The organism is Streptomyces sp. NPDC005863, assembly GCF_042871345.1.
Lineage (GTDB): Bacteria > Actinomycetota > Actinomycetes > Streptomycetales > Streptomycetaceae > Streptomyces.
Genome location: NZ_JBIAII010000002.1, coordinates 1,367,984 through 1,381,092 on the forward strand (window position 1 = coordinate 1,367,984; position 13,109 = coordinate 1,381,092).

Here is a 13,109-nt window from a genome sequence, read left to right on the forward strand (position 1 = left end):
GCCGTGCGGTGCGACGTAGAGATGACGTAGGGATCTGGACGCCTGCTCGCGCCATCAGGCGCTTTACCGCCGGGGGCCCGCAGAAGCCACCGTCGAGTCCCGGATGCAGGATCTCCAGCAGCTTGCCGGTGATGTCACGGCGCACGGCGAACTGGGGGTGGATGGCCACGTGGATGCCGCGGTCCCTGACTGGTCAACTCGTTGGCGACCGCATCGGCCAGAAAGGCATGTCGCCGGTGACGACCTCGGCGACGGTGTGGCTGCAACACCAGCCGTTCACCTCGACGCTCGAGGTGCCGGCGCCCGACGGTCCGCCGCCCGCTGGAGGGCGGCGGAAGAGCGAGGGGACGAGCACAGACATGGGCGGCATGAACTTCGGCGCGATGCCCTGGCACTGATCAGCAGCCCGCGACACTCGGCATACGAGCTCACGCGCCAGGTAGGCCTTCCGGCTGTCGCCGTTGGCGCGGATGGTGCTGAAGCAACGCGGCCTCCACGCCCGCTGACGCCACATCGCCCATCCGTCACCACGGGTGGAACCTTTCCTGGCGCAGACGCGTCAGAGGGCAACACATCCCTGCCGCCGTCACCGACCCAGCCGGAGGTCGTATGTGTACCAAATCCTCGCGCATCGCCGGCCGGCTGGTAGCGACGCCCTTGCTCGCTTTCGGCTTGGCCGCCGCGTCCGGTTGCGGCGGCCAGAACGAGACCGGTGACGACAGTGGCGGCGCGGATCTGCTTGCACGTCGCTCTCGGCAGGTCGCCGCGGCCTGGAACGGGTCGACCGCAGCTGCTGCGTGGCGTGCCGGCTACCACCCGATGGGTGAGGTCGTCCAGCTACCGCGCGGCGGCCTGCACAGCAAGGCCGATGAACAGGCTTACCAAGAACGGAATTTCGTCCTGCGGAGCAAATTGCCCGACGCCGCACCGAAGGCCGAGCGGGTGACCTGGCCCGGGAAGGGAAATGAGTCGCTCACCCGGCCGTTGATGGAGGTGCGTGAGTCGTACGAGTCCCTGGCCGGCGGCCGAGCCGATAGAAAGCCGCACCTCACCGTGACCAGAGCGAAGTTGGGCGAGATGAGCCTGGCTACCAGCCGCGGAACGGCGACGGTCCCAGCATGGCTCTTCACCTTGGACGGTTACGCCTCACCACTGAAACTGGCTGCTGCCACCCCGTCGAAAGACCCCCACCCTCCGATTGAGCGAACCAGCGAAATCCCCGGCTACCCGATCGATCAGCTCGTCCGGGTTGCCGCAGACGGGCGGTCGGTGACCGTGGTTGCCCTTCATTGTGTCTGCGAAGGCGAGCCTGCGGTGAGCGTGCTGGAAACAAGAGGCAGCGCCGTACTGTCGGCCTCCGTCGTGTCCCGGAAAAATACCGGCAACTGCACCGCTCAAGCAAAGATGCAGCAGGTCACGGTAGCGCTGGAACACCCCCTGGGCGACCGCGTTCTGCTCGACGCTCACACCGGCAGACCAGTTACCTACAAGGGAGTCGTGAGCGAAGGTCGTTAGCGAGTCTCCCGTGTGGCGCCAGCCGCAACGCAGGCCCGTTGCTTTGTACTTGGCGATGAGCCCGCATCCTCCTCGGCGACCGCCGCCGCCAAGTGGGCGCCTGGACGCAGCACTCCGAGCGACCGGTCGGCGGTGTCGTCGCCGAGCGTGTCGAGTATGACGTCGACGTCGCGGACCGCCTCGGCAAAGTCGACCTCCGTGTAATCGATCACCTCGTCGACGATCAGCGGAAACTCGCCTGCACGCAGGTGCGCCTCCGTCGGGTTCAGTCCGATCGCCTTGGCGCGGTCGAGGACCTCGGTCGGGAGGGGCGTGGCTCGGGTGCGTCCACGACGGTGAGGATTTGGGGTCGCCGGGCGTCCCGTCTGCTGGGTGGTGACACGCACGACCGCATCAGCGAAGGTCCCGCACATTATGGGGAGTTGGTCGAGCTGATCGAGCCGATCCATATGCTGACGGAGGGAGTGAGCCACGGCGACGCGGCGCTTGATGCTCTTGGCGCCCTTGACCCTTGATGCGGTGATGCGCAGGCGTGAGGGCCTCTCTCGGCGCCGCGTCGTCGTACGCCCGGCGATCAGGCGGTCGCGAGGGAGATCTCCGTCGACTTGATCAGAGCGACCACGGAGGAACCCACCGTGAGGCCGAGGTCGGTGGCCGCGTCCTTGGTGATGGCCGCGGTGAGCGCGGCGCCCTCGACGTCGACCTTGACGGAGGCCATCGCGCCGCCGGTGGCGATGCCGGCGACGGTGCCCGGGATCTGGTTGCGGATGGAGAGGCCGGAGACGGGGCCGGTGGCCAGGGACACCTCGGTGGACTTCACGAGGGCCCGGACCTGGTCGCCCTCGGCGAGGCCGAGGTCCTCGACGGATTCGGTGGTGATCGCGGCGGTGATGTCCTGGCCGCCCGCGAGGCGGACCTTGACGGTCGCCATGGCCTCGCCGGTGGTGACGGACGCGACGGTGCCGGGGAGCTGGTTGCGGACGCTCAGGCTCATGGTCGTACTGCCTCACGGAGTCGGTTGCACGGGAACATGGCCGCAGGGGCGGCCTGCCGCTTCCGAAGGTAGTACGTCCGCAAAGGACCGTTTCGGGGCGCGCCGCATCCGCGAGATGGAATGCCGGGAATGCCATGTCCGCCTGGCGGATCGGGGCCTCGCCGGCCACGTCGTTCCGCGCGCGCTCGGGCGGGGCTCGGGGCTCCGAGGTGGCCCTTGCCTGCACCCGCACCTGCACCCAGGCCCAGGTCCAGGTCCAGGTCCAGGCCCAACAATGCTCGCGCACCGGCAAGTTGGCCTCACCGCCATCCCGTAGATCAGAATCACCCCATGGACAACACATCGACCACCGACACCTCCGCCGCCACTCCCACCGCACAGGGGTTGCTGGCCGGCAAGGTCGCCTTCATCACCGGTGCCGGACGCGGGATCGGGGCCGCAGCGGCTCGGTTGTTCGCGAAGGAGGGCGCTCGGGTGATGCTCGCGGCCCGTACGGAGAGCCAGTTGAAGGCGGTGACCAAGGAAGTCCGGGAGGCGGGCGGCGCCGCGGACTACGTGGTGTGCGATCTGGCCGACGCGGCCAGCGTGCGCGCCGCCGTCGACCGCACCGTGGACCTGTACGGCCGACTCGACGTCGCCTTCAACAACGCCGCGACGGGGATCCCTCCCGGCCCGATGGACCAGGTGACCGAGGCCGACTTCGACCACATCTACGGCGTGAACCTCAGGGGCCCCTGGCTGGCCATGGTCGCCGAGGTCACCGCCATCCGCGCCACCGCCGGAACGGGGGCCATCGTCAACAACTCCAGCATCGGCAGCCTGCGGGGCAACCCCCAACTGCCCGCCTACGGCGCGATGAAGCGGGCGCTCAACAGTCTCACCGAGTCGGCTGCCGTCACCTACGGACCCGAAGGCATACGGGTCAACGCGATCGCCCCCGGCACCACGATGACCGAGATGATCCGTTCCTGGGAAGCGAATTCTCCCGGAGTCATCGACCGGCTCAACGCGCAGACTCCCCTGCGCCGTGCAGCCGAACCCGACGAGATCGCCCAGGCCGCCGCCTGGCTCCTCAGCGACCGCTCCTCCTACGTGACCGGAACGGTTCTCCGGGTGGACGGCGGCATGCGGGCCTGAAAGCTGTCGGGGGCGCCGCCACCCCTCGGGAGGGCCGCCACCTCTCGGCAAGGGTGTCGGCCACCCCTCCTGGGCGCCGGCTAGTACCTCTCCTCGGCCTCTTGGTCGGCCATCTCGTTGGCGCGGTCGATCTCGGGCATGTGCTCCTCCGCCCATGTCCGCAGGCCCGCCAGCGCGACTTCCAGGGACGAGCCGAGTTCGGTGAGCCGGTAGAAGACCCGTGGCGGTACGGCCGGTTCGACCCGGCGCGACACCAATCCGTCGCGGGTCAGGCTGCGCAGTGTCACGGACAGCATCTTCTGCGAGACGCCGGGCATCCGGCGTCTCAGCTCGGCGAAGCGCACCTCGTCCGGTGCGGCGTCGGCGAGCTTCTTGACGGCCATGGACGTCCACTTCGTTCCGATGCGGTCCAGCAACTGCCGTGTCGGGCACAGGGGATCGAAGAGATCGCCGCGGCTTCCGCGACCGGCCGTCCCAGTCCTGGCCGCAGCCCCAGCCCCAGCCCTGGCCTTGGCTGTGGCCTCGGCTCCGGCCTCGGATCCTCGGGTGGTCACCTGGAGCTCACCACCTTCCCTGAAAGTGCCGTCTAGGAAGCGGTACGACAGTTACCTATCGTCATGTGGTCACCAATGGTAACCACATGGAGGAGCCGTCATGCCCGCCACCACCGCACACCAACTCCGTCGCATCGCGACGAACGGCGTCGAACTCAATGTCGCCGTCGCCGGGGACGGGCCCGCGGTTCTCCTGCTGCACGGGTTCCCGCACACCTGGCGGCTCTGGAGCGACATCATGGGCCCGCTGTCCGAGCGGTACCGGGTCATCGCTCCGGACCTGCGGGGCCTCGGCGCCAGCACACGTGCCGTCGAGGGTTACGACGCCGGCACCCTCGCCGCCGACTTCGAAGGGCTGCTCGACGCCCTCGACGAACCGTCGGCAGCGGTGGTCGGCATCGACGCGGGAACCGCCCCCGCCGTCCTGCTCGCGCTACGCCGGCCCGCTCGCGTCCGGCGCCTCGTCGTGATGGAGGCACTGCTCGGCCGGCTGCCCGGAGCGGAGCAGACCCTCGCGGGCGGCGCCCCCTGGTGGTTCGGCTTCCATGCCGTGCCCGGTCTCGCCGAGACCGTCCTCGCCGGCAACGAGGCCGCGTACATCCAATGGTTCCTGGATTCCGGGACGCTCGGGCGCGGGGTGCCCGACGATATTCGTACGGCCTTCGTCCACGCGTACACGGGAACTGAGGCCCTGCGCTGCGCGTTCTCCTACTACCGGGCCCTGCCCACCAGCGCGCGGCAGATCCAGGATGCCGTTGCGACGGCCCGGCTGACCATGCCCACCATGACCGTCGGCTCCCATCCAGTCGGTGCCGGGCTGGAGCGGCAACTCCGCCCCATCGCCGATGACCTGGTCGCTCATCACCTCCAGGACTGCGGCCACATCATCCCCCTTGACCGCCCCGACGCGTTGCTCGCGCTTCTTGGTCCTTTCCTCGCCGCCGATCTTCCGGTCGTCCGCCGATCCTCCGCACCGACCAAGTGACGGGGCGGGGCAGGACGGGACGGGGCCAAGGATCGCGGTCGGCCGGGGGGGGAGGGTAAGCGTCGTCGGTTACGCGTACGGTCAGCTCGCCCCGCCCTGGCCCGCGCTGCCGATCGGGCCGACCTCGACCGAGGAGCCGCCGCCTTCGGTGACGGGCAGCGTGGCGGCGCCCGGCCACTCCAGGGAGAACGACTTCGTCTCGTTGGGCGGGGTCACCACGAGTCCGGTGATCTTGACACCGGAACCGCCCGACTCGTTCATCGGGTAGCTGATGTTGAACGACACCGACTTGCCGTTCTTCAGGGTCATCGGCTGGGCCTGCTGGCCCGAGCGCTTGGCGGACAGGTTCCCCTCGCTGGTCTTCAGGTCGATGCCCGCGTACGCGGCCAGCGTGCAGTCCGCGCCGCCGTTCTCGAACGTCACCGCGACCGAGCCCTTGTCGTCACCGTCGATGGTGGTGTCCGACGCCGTGATGTTCAGGTCGTCGGTGTGGCACGCGCCGGACTTGGCGTTCGAACCGGAACCGTTCCCTGCGCCCGACGAGGCCTGGCCGCCGGAGTCCTTGCCGGCGGAGCCCTGCCCGCCCGAACCCTTGCCCGCCGAGTCCTGGCCGTCGCCCTGGTCCGAACCGCCGCCCGACGAGGATCCGGCGCTCGCGGACGAGGCGTCGCCGTCCGCCGTCACGTCATCGCCGTTGCAGGCCGTGAGCGACAGGCTCGCGACGACGGCCAGGGCGGCGATGGTGGTGAGCTTACGAACGCGCATCGGATTTCCTCAGTCTCAGTCTTGGTGGTCTGGGTGGTCTGGGTGGTCTTGCTGTGGTGTTGCTGTGGTCTGGGGGGTCTTGCTGTGGTCTTGCGTGGTTACTACTGGTCTTACGTGGTCTCGGTGGGGCGCGACGCCGCCGCTCGGTCGGGCCGGTGCGAGTCGGTACGAGCGGGCGTTGCTGACCAGCAGGAGCGGTCCGGCCGGGCGAACCGTTCCGCTCAACTCCCCACCAAGACATTCCTGTTACACGCACAGCCAGGCACGACGAGCACCACCGCCGGCCCCGCCATCGGCGCCCCGACCCGCGCCCCGCCCCCGTCACACCTTCGCCGCCCGTCAGCTCGATCCCCGCCCGGCCTTGGAAAACACGGCTCGAACACGGGTACGTTCCGCCGCGCGGGGGCATGCCGAGAGCCGGCCCGGGGTGGTGGTTCCCCTGCCGCACCGGTCAGTTCCACCCTCGTACGCGTTCACCGTCCGCTGGGACAGACCCGTGACCCAGCGGATCTTGACCGTGACCGGCGGGATGCTCTCCCCAGTACCCGCCCTGAGCGGTGATGGGTGAGCGATGAGTTCCGGCGGCAAATCAGGTCTGTCCTGGTATGACGCGCATCATCAAAGCCAATGACATCGCCCTGGGCATCGAGTCCTTCGGCGCCGAGGACGCGCCGCTCGTCCTGCTCGTGGGCGGGACCACGATGCTTTCGTGGCCCGACGCGCTCTGCGCGCGCCTCGCCGCGGGCGGGCGCCGTGTCGTCCGCTACGACCTGCGCGACAGCGGGGAGTCGACGACCACGGATCCGGACGTGCCCGCCTACACGCTGCGGGACCTCGCAGCCGACGCGGCGGCCCTCGCGGACGCGCTCGGTGGGGCGCCCGCGCACCTCGCGGGGATCGGCGTCGGCGGGATGGTCGCCCAGGTGGCCGCGCTCGACCACCCGGACGCCTTCTCGGCGCTCACCCTGGTCGGCACCCGCGCGGTGGCCCCCGGCCCGCCCGACGACGACCTCCCCGACCATGACCAGGCGACGATGAGCAAGCTGTTCGCGCAGCCGATGCCCGACTGGGCCGACCGCGCGGCGGTCGCGGAGTTCACCGCCGCCGGGGCGGAGCTCCTCGGTGACGACCCCGTCGCGGCGCGCGCCACCGCCGCGCGCGTCTGGGACCGCACGCCCGGCACCGCGCCCGCCGTACAGATGGCCAACCAGATGGGCATGGTGTTCTCCCGACTCGACTGCACGCCCCGCTGGCGCGAGCGCCTGCCGGAGATCGACGTCCCCACGCTCGTCGTGCACGGCCGCCGCAACCGTTTCTTCCCCGTCGGCAACGGCGAGGCGATCGCGCGCGAGATCCCCGGGGCCCGGCTGCTCGTCCTCGAAGAGGCCGCCACGACGATCCCCGACGGGGCGATCGGAGAGGTCACGGAGGCGATGCTCGCGCTCGGTTAGTCCGTGCGTTTCCCCGCACGTTTCCCCGTACGCAGGAGGCGCCACCATCGGCCACCCCATCTGAGCACCGCCACCCCGGCACCGCCACCCCCAGCGAGGCCCCCCAGTGACGCCGCGTCAGTCGGGCTGGAAGAACGCGAGCATCTTCTGTGCCGCGTCCGGCGCCATCAGCAATTCCTGTAGGGCCGCGGAGGTCCGCGCGGCGGCGCTGGTGCGTGCGAACATCTCGCTCTCGTACTCCTTTACGGCGGCGGCGACATCGTCCCGGTGCGCGGCCAGTGCGAGAGCGAGCTGGGCGCCGTCGAGCAGGGCCATGTTCGCGCCCTCCCCCACCGGCGGCATCAGGTGCGCGGCGTCGCCGAGCAGGGTGACGTCCGGCCGCGACGGCCAGGTCAGACCGGCCGGAAGCGTGGTGATCGACCGCGGTACGACCGTGTCGTCGCAGGCCGCGATCAGCGCGGTGAACCGCGGGTCCCAGCCTGGGAGCAGCTCGATCAGCCGCGCCCGCGCGGCGGCCGGGTCGTCGAACGGGATCCCGCTGGTGGCGAACCAGTCCTCGTCGGTCCCGTAGAAGCTGAGGCCGATCCGGACGCGGCCGTCACCGTTGCGCTGCGCCGCCAGGGACCGGCCGTCGCCGAGCACCCAGTAGTTGCCGCGCCCGACCATCGCCGCGAGGTCGGGGTGTGTGCGGTCGATGTCGGGGATGCCGACCTCAACCACGTTCTGGCCGATGTGGACCGGGCGGGCGTCGGTGAGCAGCGTACGGACCCGGGACTGCGCGCCGTCCGCGCCGACCAGCAGGCCGTACGTCGCGCTGCTGCCGTCGGCGAAGTGCAGCAGGCCGTTGTCGACATCGGCGGAGGCGAACGCGTGCCCCCAGCGCACGGTGCCCTCGGGGAGCGAGTCCAGGAGCAGGTCACGCAGATCGGCGCGGTCGACTTCGGGGCGGTCGAGCGGGGCGTCGTCGGGTGTGTCCTCCTGGAGCAGCAGCGTGCCGTCCGGCTCGAGAAGCCGCATGTCCTGGCCTTCGCCACGGGCTATCGCGTGGAACCGGTCGATCAAACCGGCCTCGCGCAGCGCGCGTTGGCCGGAGTGGATGTCGAGCATGCCGCCCTGGCCGCGCGCGTGACGTGACGTCTCGCGTTCGTACACGACGGCCTCGATGCCGTGCACGTGCAGCACACGAGCCAGGGCCAGACCACCGAGCCCGGCGCCGACGATGGCGACGGGGCCGGCGCCGACTATGGCGACGGGGCCGGGGGTGGGGGTGGGGGTGGGGTTCAGGTTGGGGTTGGGGCTGGGATTCAGGGCAGGGCTGGACTCGCGCATGGGGTTCCCCTTCCTAGGCGCCGTCGTATCACCGCCATCATTCGATACGGCGTATTCGTCAATACACTGTATCGACCCATGCTCCGTATCGGTCAATGCTCTGTATGGTGGGCCGCATGTTGGTGTGGGAGAGGCCGGAACCGCCGTATCGACCCGCGCCGGCCCCGTTGGACCGCGAGCGCATCGTGCGGGCGGCGATCCGGCTGGCCGACGCGGACGGCCTCGATGCGGTGTCGGTGCGCAAGGTCGCGGCCGCGTTGGGCGTCGGGCCGATGCGGCTGTACGGGTACATCGACAGCAAGGAGGAGTTGCTCGACCTGATGGTCGACGCGATCCATGCGGAGATCCGGCCGGCCGGAAAGGGCCCGCGCGAGGTGCTGCGGTCCCTCGCGGAAACCACCCGGCAGGCCGTCCACGAGCACGAATGGCTCGCCGACCTGCTCGGCGGGCGACCTCAACTCGGCCCGCACGCGCTGGCCAGGGGCGAGGCCGTGATGGCCGCGCTGGACGGTGTGGACGTGGACGACGTCATGCCGGTGGTCACCGCCGTCGACGCGTACGTGATCGGCGCGGTGCGCCGCGAGATCGCCGAGCGTCGCGCCGAACGGGCCACCGGGATGGACGAGCGGCGCTGGCAGGCCTCACTCGGGCCCTACCTGGAACGAACCTTCGCCACCGGCCGTTTCCCCGCCCTGTCCACGGTGGTCCGCGACGCCGCACACCTGGACGCCGACCGCACCTTCCGTATGGGCCTCGACTTCCTGCTCGACGGCATCGAGGCCCGCCTCACGCGGTGACGTACGACGGCTGGGCGCCGGTTCCCGACCGACTCCCAACCGACGCGGCGACGTGCCGCGCCAACCCATTTCGGGGATCGTGGACGTCGACGTGGCAGAACGTCGGCGTGCGGTGGGCAGCGGGAGGAGTCGCGGATGGGGTCGGTTCGGGAACGAGGGGGCGAACGAGGAGGCGAACGAGGGGGCGGCGCCGACGGGATGCGGGACGCCGCTCGTGCGCTGGTGGCCGTGCTCGATCCGGAGCAGGTGCGTGAGCTGCGCGCGGGACCCGCTCGGCTCGACGCGCCCGAGCTGCGGGAGTGGACGTACCTGCCGGGGTCGCGGCCCGGCCTCTCGACCGAGGGGTTCACCGGGCCGCAGCGCGAGGCCGTCGATGCGCTGCTGGTCGCGGCACACGGCGCGGCGGGCACCGAACTGGCCCGCGGGGCCATCGAAGTGGAGCGTCACCGTCGCGCGATGGCGGGCGGCACGGGCGGCGACCGCTACTGGCTGCGCCTGCTGGGCGACCCGGACGGCGACGCCCCCTGGAGCTGGCGGATGAACGGCCACCACCTCGCCGTACACGTACTCGTCACGCCCGCCGGCATCCGCGTGACCCCGCACTTCATCGGAGCGGAACCGGCCCGCATCGAGCAGGGCCCGCAGGCCGGCCGTCGACTCCTGGGCCTGGAGGAGGACTTGGCCCGGGAACTGGTCACGGACCTGAGCGCCGGACGACAGGCCGAAGCCGTCTTCGCCGCCGCACCTCCGGACGACATCCTGACCCGCGACGACCCGTTCGCCGACCCGAACCTGCTGCCGGCCGGCCTGTCCCACGGGGACATGACGCCCCATCAACAGCGGCTGCTCGTACGCCTGGTACGCCGTTACCTCGACCGAGCGCCCGCCGCGTACGCCGAGGAGTGCTGGTCCGACACCCTCGCCCACGGGCTCGACGCCCTCACCTTCGCCTGGGCCGGCGGTCGCGCGCCCGGCGACCGCCACTATTACTGCGTCCGGGCCCCGGACTTCCTCATCGAGTACGACAACACCCAGGACGACGGCAACCACGCCCACTCGGTGTGGCGGCACATTCGCCACGACTGGGGCATCGATCTACTGCGCGCGCACTACACCGAGCTGCACGGGTGACGCCGACCGCAGAGGCACGAGAGGTCGCCCCCAACGGCCCGCGCCACCGCGACCGCGTCACCGCGTCACCGAGTCACCGAGTCACCGAGTCACCGAGTCACCGCGAGCTTCAGCAGGTCACCCGCATCAGCGCTGCGCGCCGCCCTGCCCCACCGTCGGCAGGTAGCGCGGTGCACGCCAGGCCTTCAGGCGGTGTTCCACCGCCGCCCCCAGCGACAGCAGCTCGGCGTCCTGGCGGTTGCCCGCCATCATGAGCAGGCCGACCGGCAGTTCGTCCACGGTTCCCGCCGGGACCGAGAGGGACGGGTACCCGGCGACCGCCGCCGGCGTCGAGGACGGGATGACGTCGTTGTCGCCGCGCGCGCAATCGGTCGTCCACGCGGGCGGATTCGTGGGCGCGGCGATGGCGTCCAGGTGGTAAGCCGCCATGGTCTCGTCGATCGAGCGGCGCGACAGATCCTTCAACTCGGCCCGCATCGCACGGTACTTGGGGTCGGTGGTCGACGGCGCGGCGAGCGCCTGCTCGAAGAGCTCCTGGCCCGCGAAGCAGGTCCGCTCCTGCGCGTGGGTGCGGTTGAACTCGATCAGCCCGGCGAGATCCTTGGGCCCGTTGCGCGAACCGAGGTAGGCGTCGATGTCCCGGTGGAACTCGCTGAGCAGCGCGGGGAATTCAAGTTCGGCGAGCCGCGCCTGGTACGGGGGCGTCACCTCGACGACCGTCGCCCCGGCCTTGCGCAGCTTCTGCGCCGTACGGGTCATCACCGCGTCGACGTCGGCGCCGAGGGACGGCAGCCGCCACAGGCCGATGCGCTTGCCCCGCAGATCACCGCCGAGACCCGCACCTGTGCCTCGCTCACCCTGCGCACCCAGCGCACCCGAACCGGCCACCCCAGCCCCTCCGGTCACGCCAGCCATGCCGGTCACGTCGGCACGCGCGCTCTTGTCGCCGCTCAGCACCGCGAGCGTGAGCGCCGTATCGATGACGTTACGCGCCATGGGCCCGGCCGTGTCCTGTTCGGCGGAGATCGGCACCACACCCGACTGGCTGACCAGGCCGAGGCTGGGCTTGTGGCCGACGATGCCGTTCATCCCGGCCGGGCACACGATGGAGCCGTCCGTCTCGGTGCCGATCGCCACCTGCGACAGCGACGCGGCGAGCGCGGCGGCGGAACCGGCGGACGAACCGCACGGGTTGCGGTCCAGAACGTAGGGATTGTTGGTCTGCCCGCCCACCGCCGACCAGCCCGATGTCGGCTTCGCCGCACGGAAGTTGGCCCACTCGGACAGGTTCGTCTTGCCGAGGATCACCGCGCCGGCCTCGCGCAGCCGGGTCACCAGCGGGGCGTCGCTGCGGGGCGGGCTCCCCGCGAGGGCGAGCGACCCGGCCGTCGTCGGCATGTCACGGGTGTCCACGTTGTCCTTGAGCAGGACGGGGATGCCGTCCAGCGGCCCGAGGGGCTTGCCGCGCCGGTGCCGGGCGTCGCTGGCGGCCGCCTCACGCAGGGCCGTCGGGCTCGTCCGCAGCACCGCGTGGATCTTGGGATCGATGTCCTTGATCCGCCGCAGATACGCCCGGGTCATCGCCGCCGAGGTCAGCGAACCCTTCCCCATCCGCGCCTGCAGCTCCGGGATCGTCACGGTGTCGAGGTCGACCCCCGCCACCCGAGGTAAGCCGGTCGGCGGCGACGCGTCGTCGCCATCGTGCCCGGCGGCCTGCGCACCCGCGTTCGGTACGCCCGTCAGAAGGGACCCCGCAACGAGGGCGGCGGTCATCACAGCCATGCTCTTCTTCCCCATGCGTGTCAGCCGACTACACCGACCGCGTCCGGCGCAAGGGCGTCACGGGCACACTTGGGGGTCGCTCCGTGTGGGCGTGACGCATGAGTGACATCGCCGTGCGGTTAGGGTGATCGCTCGATGGCATCAACCAGACCCAGGCCGGACTCGGGAACCCAGGCCAGACGCGGGAGGCGCAGCAGTGCGGGTTGAACCTCTGCCGATACGTGTCCCCGTCGGGGCAGGGTCCGCGCGGTGGACCAGCCGCACGGCGCAGCGGCGGGTCCTGCTGGTGGTCCACAACGTCACCGCCGCGGGCCGTCTGCTGGACGTGCTGCCCCTGTTCCACGACGACTTCCGCGTGCAGCTCCTGGTCACCTCGACGGGGTCGTCCGCCTTTCAGGGCGGGATCGACGAACTCTTCGCCGAGTTGGGGCTTCCCGTACTGCCGTGGGAGCAGGCGCTCGCGACGCCGGTGGATCTCGCGGTCTCCGCCAGCTTCGGCGGCCAAATCGCCTCTATCCAGGGCAAGTTGACGATTATCTCACATGGAGTGGGATATACTAAGAAACTGCCCCAGCCGGGAGCCGGGAGCCGGGAGCCGGGAGCCGGGAGCCGGGAGCCGGGAGCCGGGAGCCGGGAGCCGGGAGCCGGGAGCCGGGAGCCGGGAGCCGG

11 protein-coding genes and 3 pseudogenes are annotated in these 13,109 nt (G+C 70.8%); 7 read left to right on the forward strand and 7 right to left on the reverse strand.

Going from position 1 to position 13,109, the window contains the following annotated elements:
* Positions 1-103: 103 nt before the first annotated feature.
* A pseudogene (locus ACFYO9_RS12105) lies at positions 104-295 on the reverse strand (hypothetical protein); the annotation flags it as partial.
* 314 nt (positions 296-609) lie between these two features.
* On the opposite strand from ACFYO9_RS12105, the gene ACFYO9_RS12110 reads away from it, so the two are divergent.
* Positions 610-1,515 carry a hypothetical protein gene (locus ACFYO9_RS12110; protein ID WP_358773811.1) on the forward strand — a complete coding sequence of 302 codons (906 nt, stop codon included), beginning with the start codon at positions 610-612 and terminating at the stop codon, positions 1,513-1,515.
* Between the two features lie 27 nt (positions 1,516-1,542).
* Here ACFYO9_RS12110 and ACFYO9_RS12115 read toward each other — a convergent pair.
* Positions 1,543-1,909, reverse strand: a pseudogene (locus tag ACFYO9_RS12115) (zinc-binding dehydrogenase); the annotation flags it as partial.
* A gap of 180 nt (positions 1,910-2,089) precedes the next feature.
* Complete coding sequence (locus ACFYO9_RS12120; RefSeq protein ID WP_358773430.1) at positions 2,090-2,509, reverse strand: TOBE domain-containing protein; 420 nt, start codon at positions 2,507-2,509, stop codon at positions 2,090-2,092.
* Positions 2,510-2,839: 330 nt separating this feature from the next.
* Between ACFYO9_RS12120 and ACFYO9_RS12125 the strand changes: the two genes are divergently transcribed.
* Entirely contained in the window at positions 2,840-3,646 is an 807-nt protein-coding gene (locus ACFYO9_RS12125; protein WP_358773428.1) for a glucose 1-dehydrogenase, read from the forward strand.
* A gap of 80 nt (positions 3,647-3,726) precedes the next feature.
* Here the strand turns inward: ACFYO9_RS12125 and ACFYO9_RS12130 are convergent, their stop codons facing one another.
* Positions 3,727-4,080: a helix-turn-helix domain-containing protein gene (locus tag ACFYO9_RS12130; protein ID WP_355806278.1), complete on the reverse strand. Its 354-nt coding sequence runs from the start codon at positions 4,078-4,080 to the stop codon at positions 3,727-3,729.
* Positions 4,081-4,300: 220 nt separating this feature from the next.
* On the opposite strand from ACFYO9_RS12130, the gene ACFYO9_RS12135 reads away from it, so the two are divergent.
* On the forward strand, positions 4,301-5,185 hold the full coding sequence (locus ACFYO9_RS12135; protein ID WP_358773426.1) for an alpha/beta hydrolase: 885 nt from the start codon (positions 4,301-4,303) through the stop codon (positions 5,183-5,185).
* 81 nt (positions 5,186-5,266) lie between these two features.
* On the opposite strand, the gene ACFYO9_RS12140 is transcribed toward ACFYO9_RS12135, so the two are convergent.
* Positions 5,267-5,950, reverse strand: coding sequence for a DUF4232 domain-containing protein (locus ACFYO9_RS12140; protein ID WP_358773425.1), 684 nt, complete (start codon positions 5,948-5,950; stop codon positions 5,267-5,269).
* Positions 5,951-6,555: 605 nt separating this feature from the next.
* Here ACFYO9_RS12140 and ACFYO9_RS12145 point away from each other — a divergent pair.
* Positions 6,556-7,401, forward strand: coding sequence for an alpha/beta hydrolase (locus tag ACFYO9_RS12145; RefSeq protein ID WP_358773424.1), 846 nt, complete (start codon positions 6,556-6,558; stop codon positions 7,399-7,401).
* Positions 7,402-7,518: 117 nt separating this feature from the next.
* Here the strand turns inward: ACFYO9_RS12145 and ACFYO9_RS12150 are convergent, their stop codons facing one another.
* A complete protein-coding gene (locus ACFYO9_RS12150; protein WP_358773423.1) occupies positions 7,519-8,730 on the reverse strand; it encodes an FAD-dependent monooxygenase in 1,212 nt (403 codons plus the stop codon).
* A gap of 116 nt (positions 8,731-8,846) precedes the next feature.
* Here ACFYO9_RS12150 and ACFYO9_RS12155 point away from each other — a divergent pair, with 116 nt between their 5' ends.
* Entirely contained in the window at positions 8,847-9,527 is a 681-nt protein-coding gene (locus tag ACFYO9_RS12155; RefSeq protein ID WP_355805499.1) for a TetR/AcrR family transcriptional regulator, read from the forward strand.
* A 135-nt stretch (positions 9,528-9,662) separates the two neighbouring features.
* Positions 9,663-10,658: a DUF3500 domain-containing protein gene (locus tag ACFYO9_RS12160; protein WP_358773421.1), complete on the forward strand. Its 996-nt coding sequence runs from the start codon at positions 9,663-9,665 to the stop codon at positions 10,656-10,658.
* A 126-nt stretch (positions 10,659-10,784) separates the two neighbouring features.
* On the opposite strand, the gene ACFYO9_RS12165 is transcribed toward ACFYO9_RS12160, so the two are convergent.
* Entirely contained in the window at positions 10,785-12,455 is a 1,671-nt protein-coding gene (locus ACFYO9_RS12165) for an amidase family protein (RefSeq protein WP_358773419.1), read from the reverse strand.
* A gap of 271 nt (positions 12,456-12,726) precedes the next feature.
* Between ACFYO9_RS12165 and ACFYO9_RS12170 the strand changes: the two are divergent.
* Positions 12,727-13,109 (forward strand): annotated as a pseudogene (locus tag ACFYO9_RS12170) (hypothetical protein); the annotation flags it as partial.

Coding starts and splice junctions, on each gene's coding strand:
- ACFYO9_RS12110 (WP_358773811.1), top strand. CDS start 610: ATGTGTACCAAATCCTCGCGCATCGCCGGCCGGCTGGTAGCGACGCCC.
- ACFYO9_RS12120 (WP_358773430.1), bottom strand. CDS start 2,509: ATGAGCCTGAGCGTCCGCAACCAGCTCCCCGGCACCGTCGCGTCCGTC.
- ACFYO9_RS12125 (WP_358773428.1), top strand. CDS start 2,840: ATGGACAACACATCGACCACCGACACCTCCGCCGCCACTCCCACCGCA.
- ACFYO9_RS12135 (WP_358773426.1), top strand. CDS start 4,301: ATGCCCGCCACCACCGCACACCAACTCCGTCGCATCGCGACGAACGGC.
- ACFYO9_RS12140 (WP_358773425.1), bottom strand. CDS start 5,950: ATGCGCGTTCGTAAGCTCACCACCATCGCCGCCCTGGCCGTCGTCGCG.
- ACFYO9_RS12145 (WP_358773424.1), top strand. CDS start 6,556: ATGACGCGCATCATCAAAGCCAATGACATCGCCCTGGGCATCGAGTCC.
- ACFYO9_RS12150 (WP_358773423.1), bottom strand. CDS start 8,730: ATGCGCGAGTCCAGCCCTGCCCTGAATCCCAGCCCCAACCCCAACCTG.
- ACFYO9_RS12155 (WP_355805499.1), top strand. CDS start 8,847: ATGTTGGTGTGGGAGAGGCCGGAACCGCCGTATCGACCCGCGCCGGCC.
- ACFYO9_RS12160 (WP_358773421.1), top strand. CDS start 9,663: ATGGGGTCGGTTCGGGAACGAGGGGGCGAACGAGGAGGCGAACGAGGG.
- ACFYO9_RS12165 (WP_358773419.1), bottom strand. CDS start 12,455: ATGGGGAAGAAGAGCATGGCTGTGATGACCGCCGCCCTCGTTGCGGGG.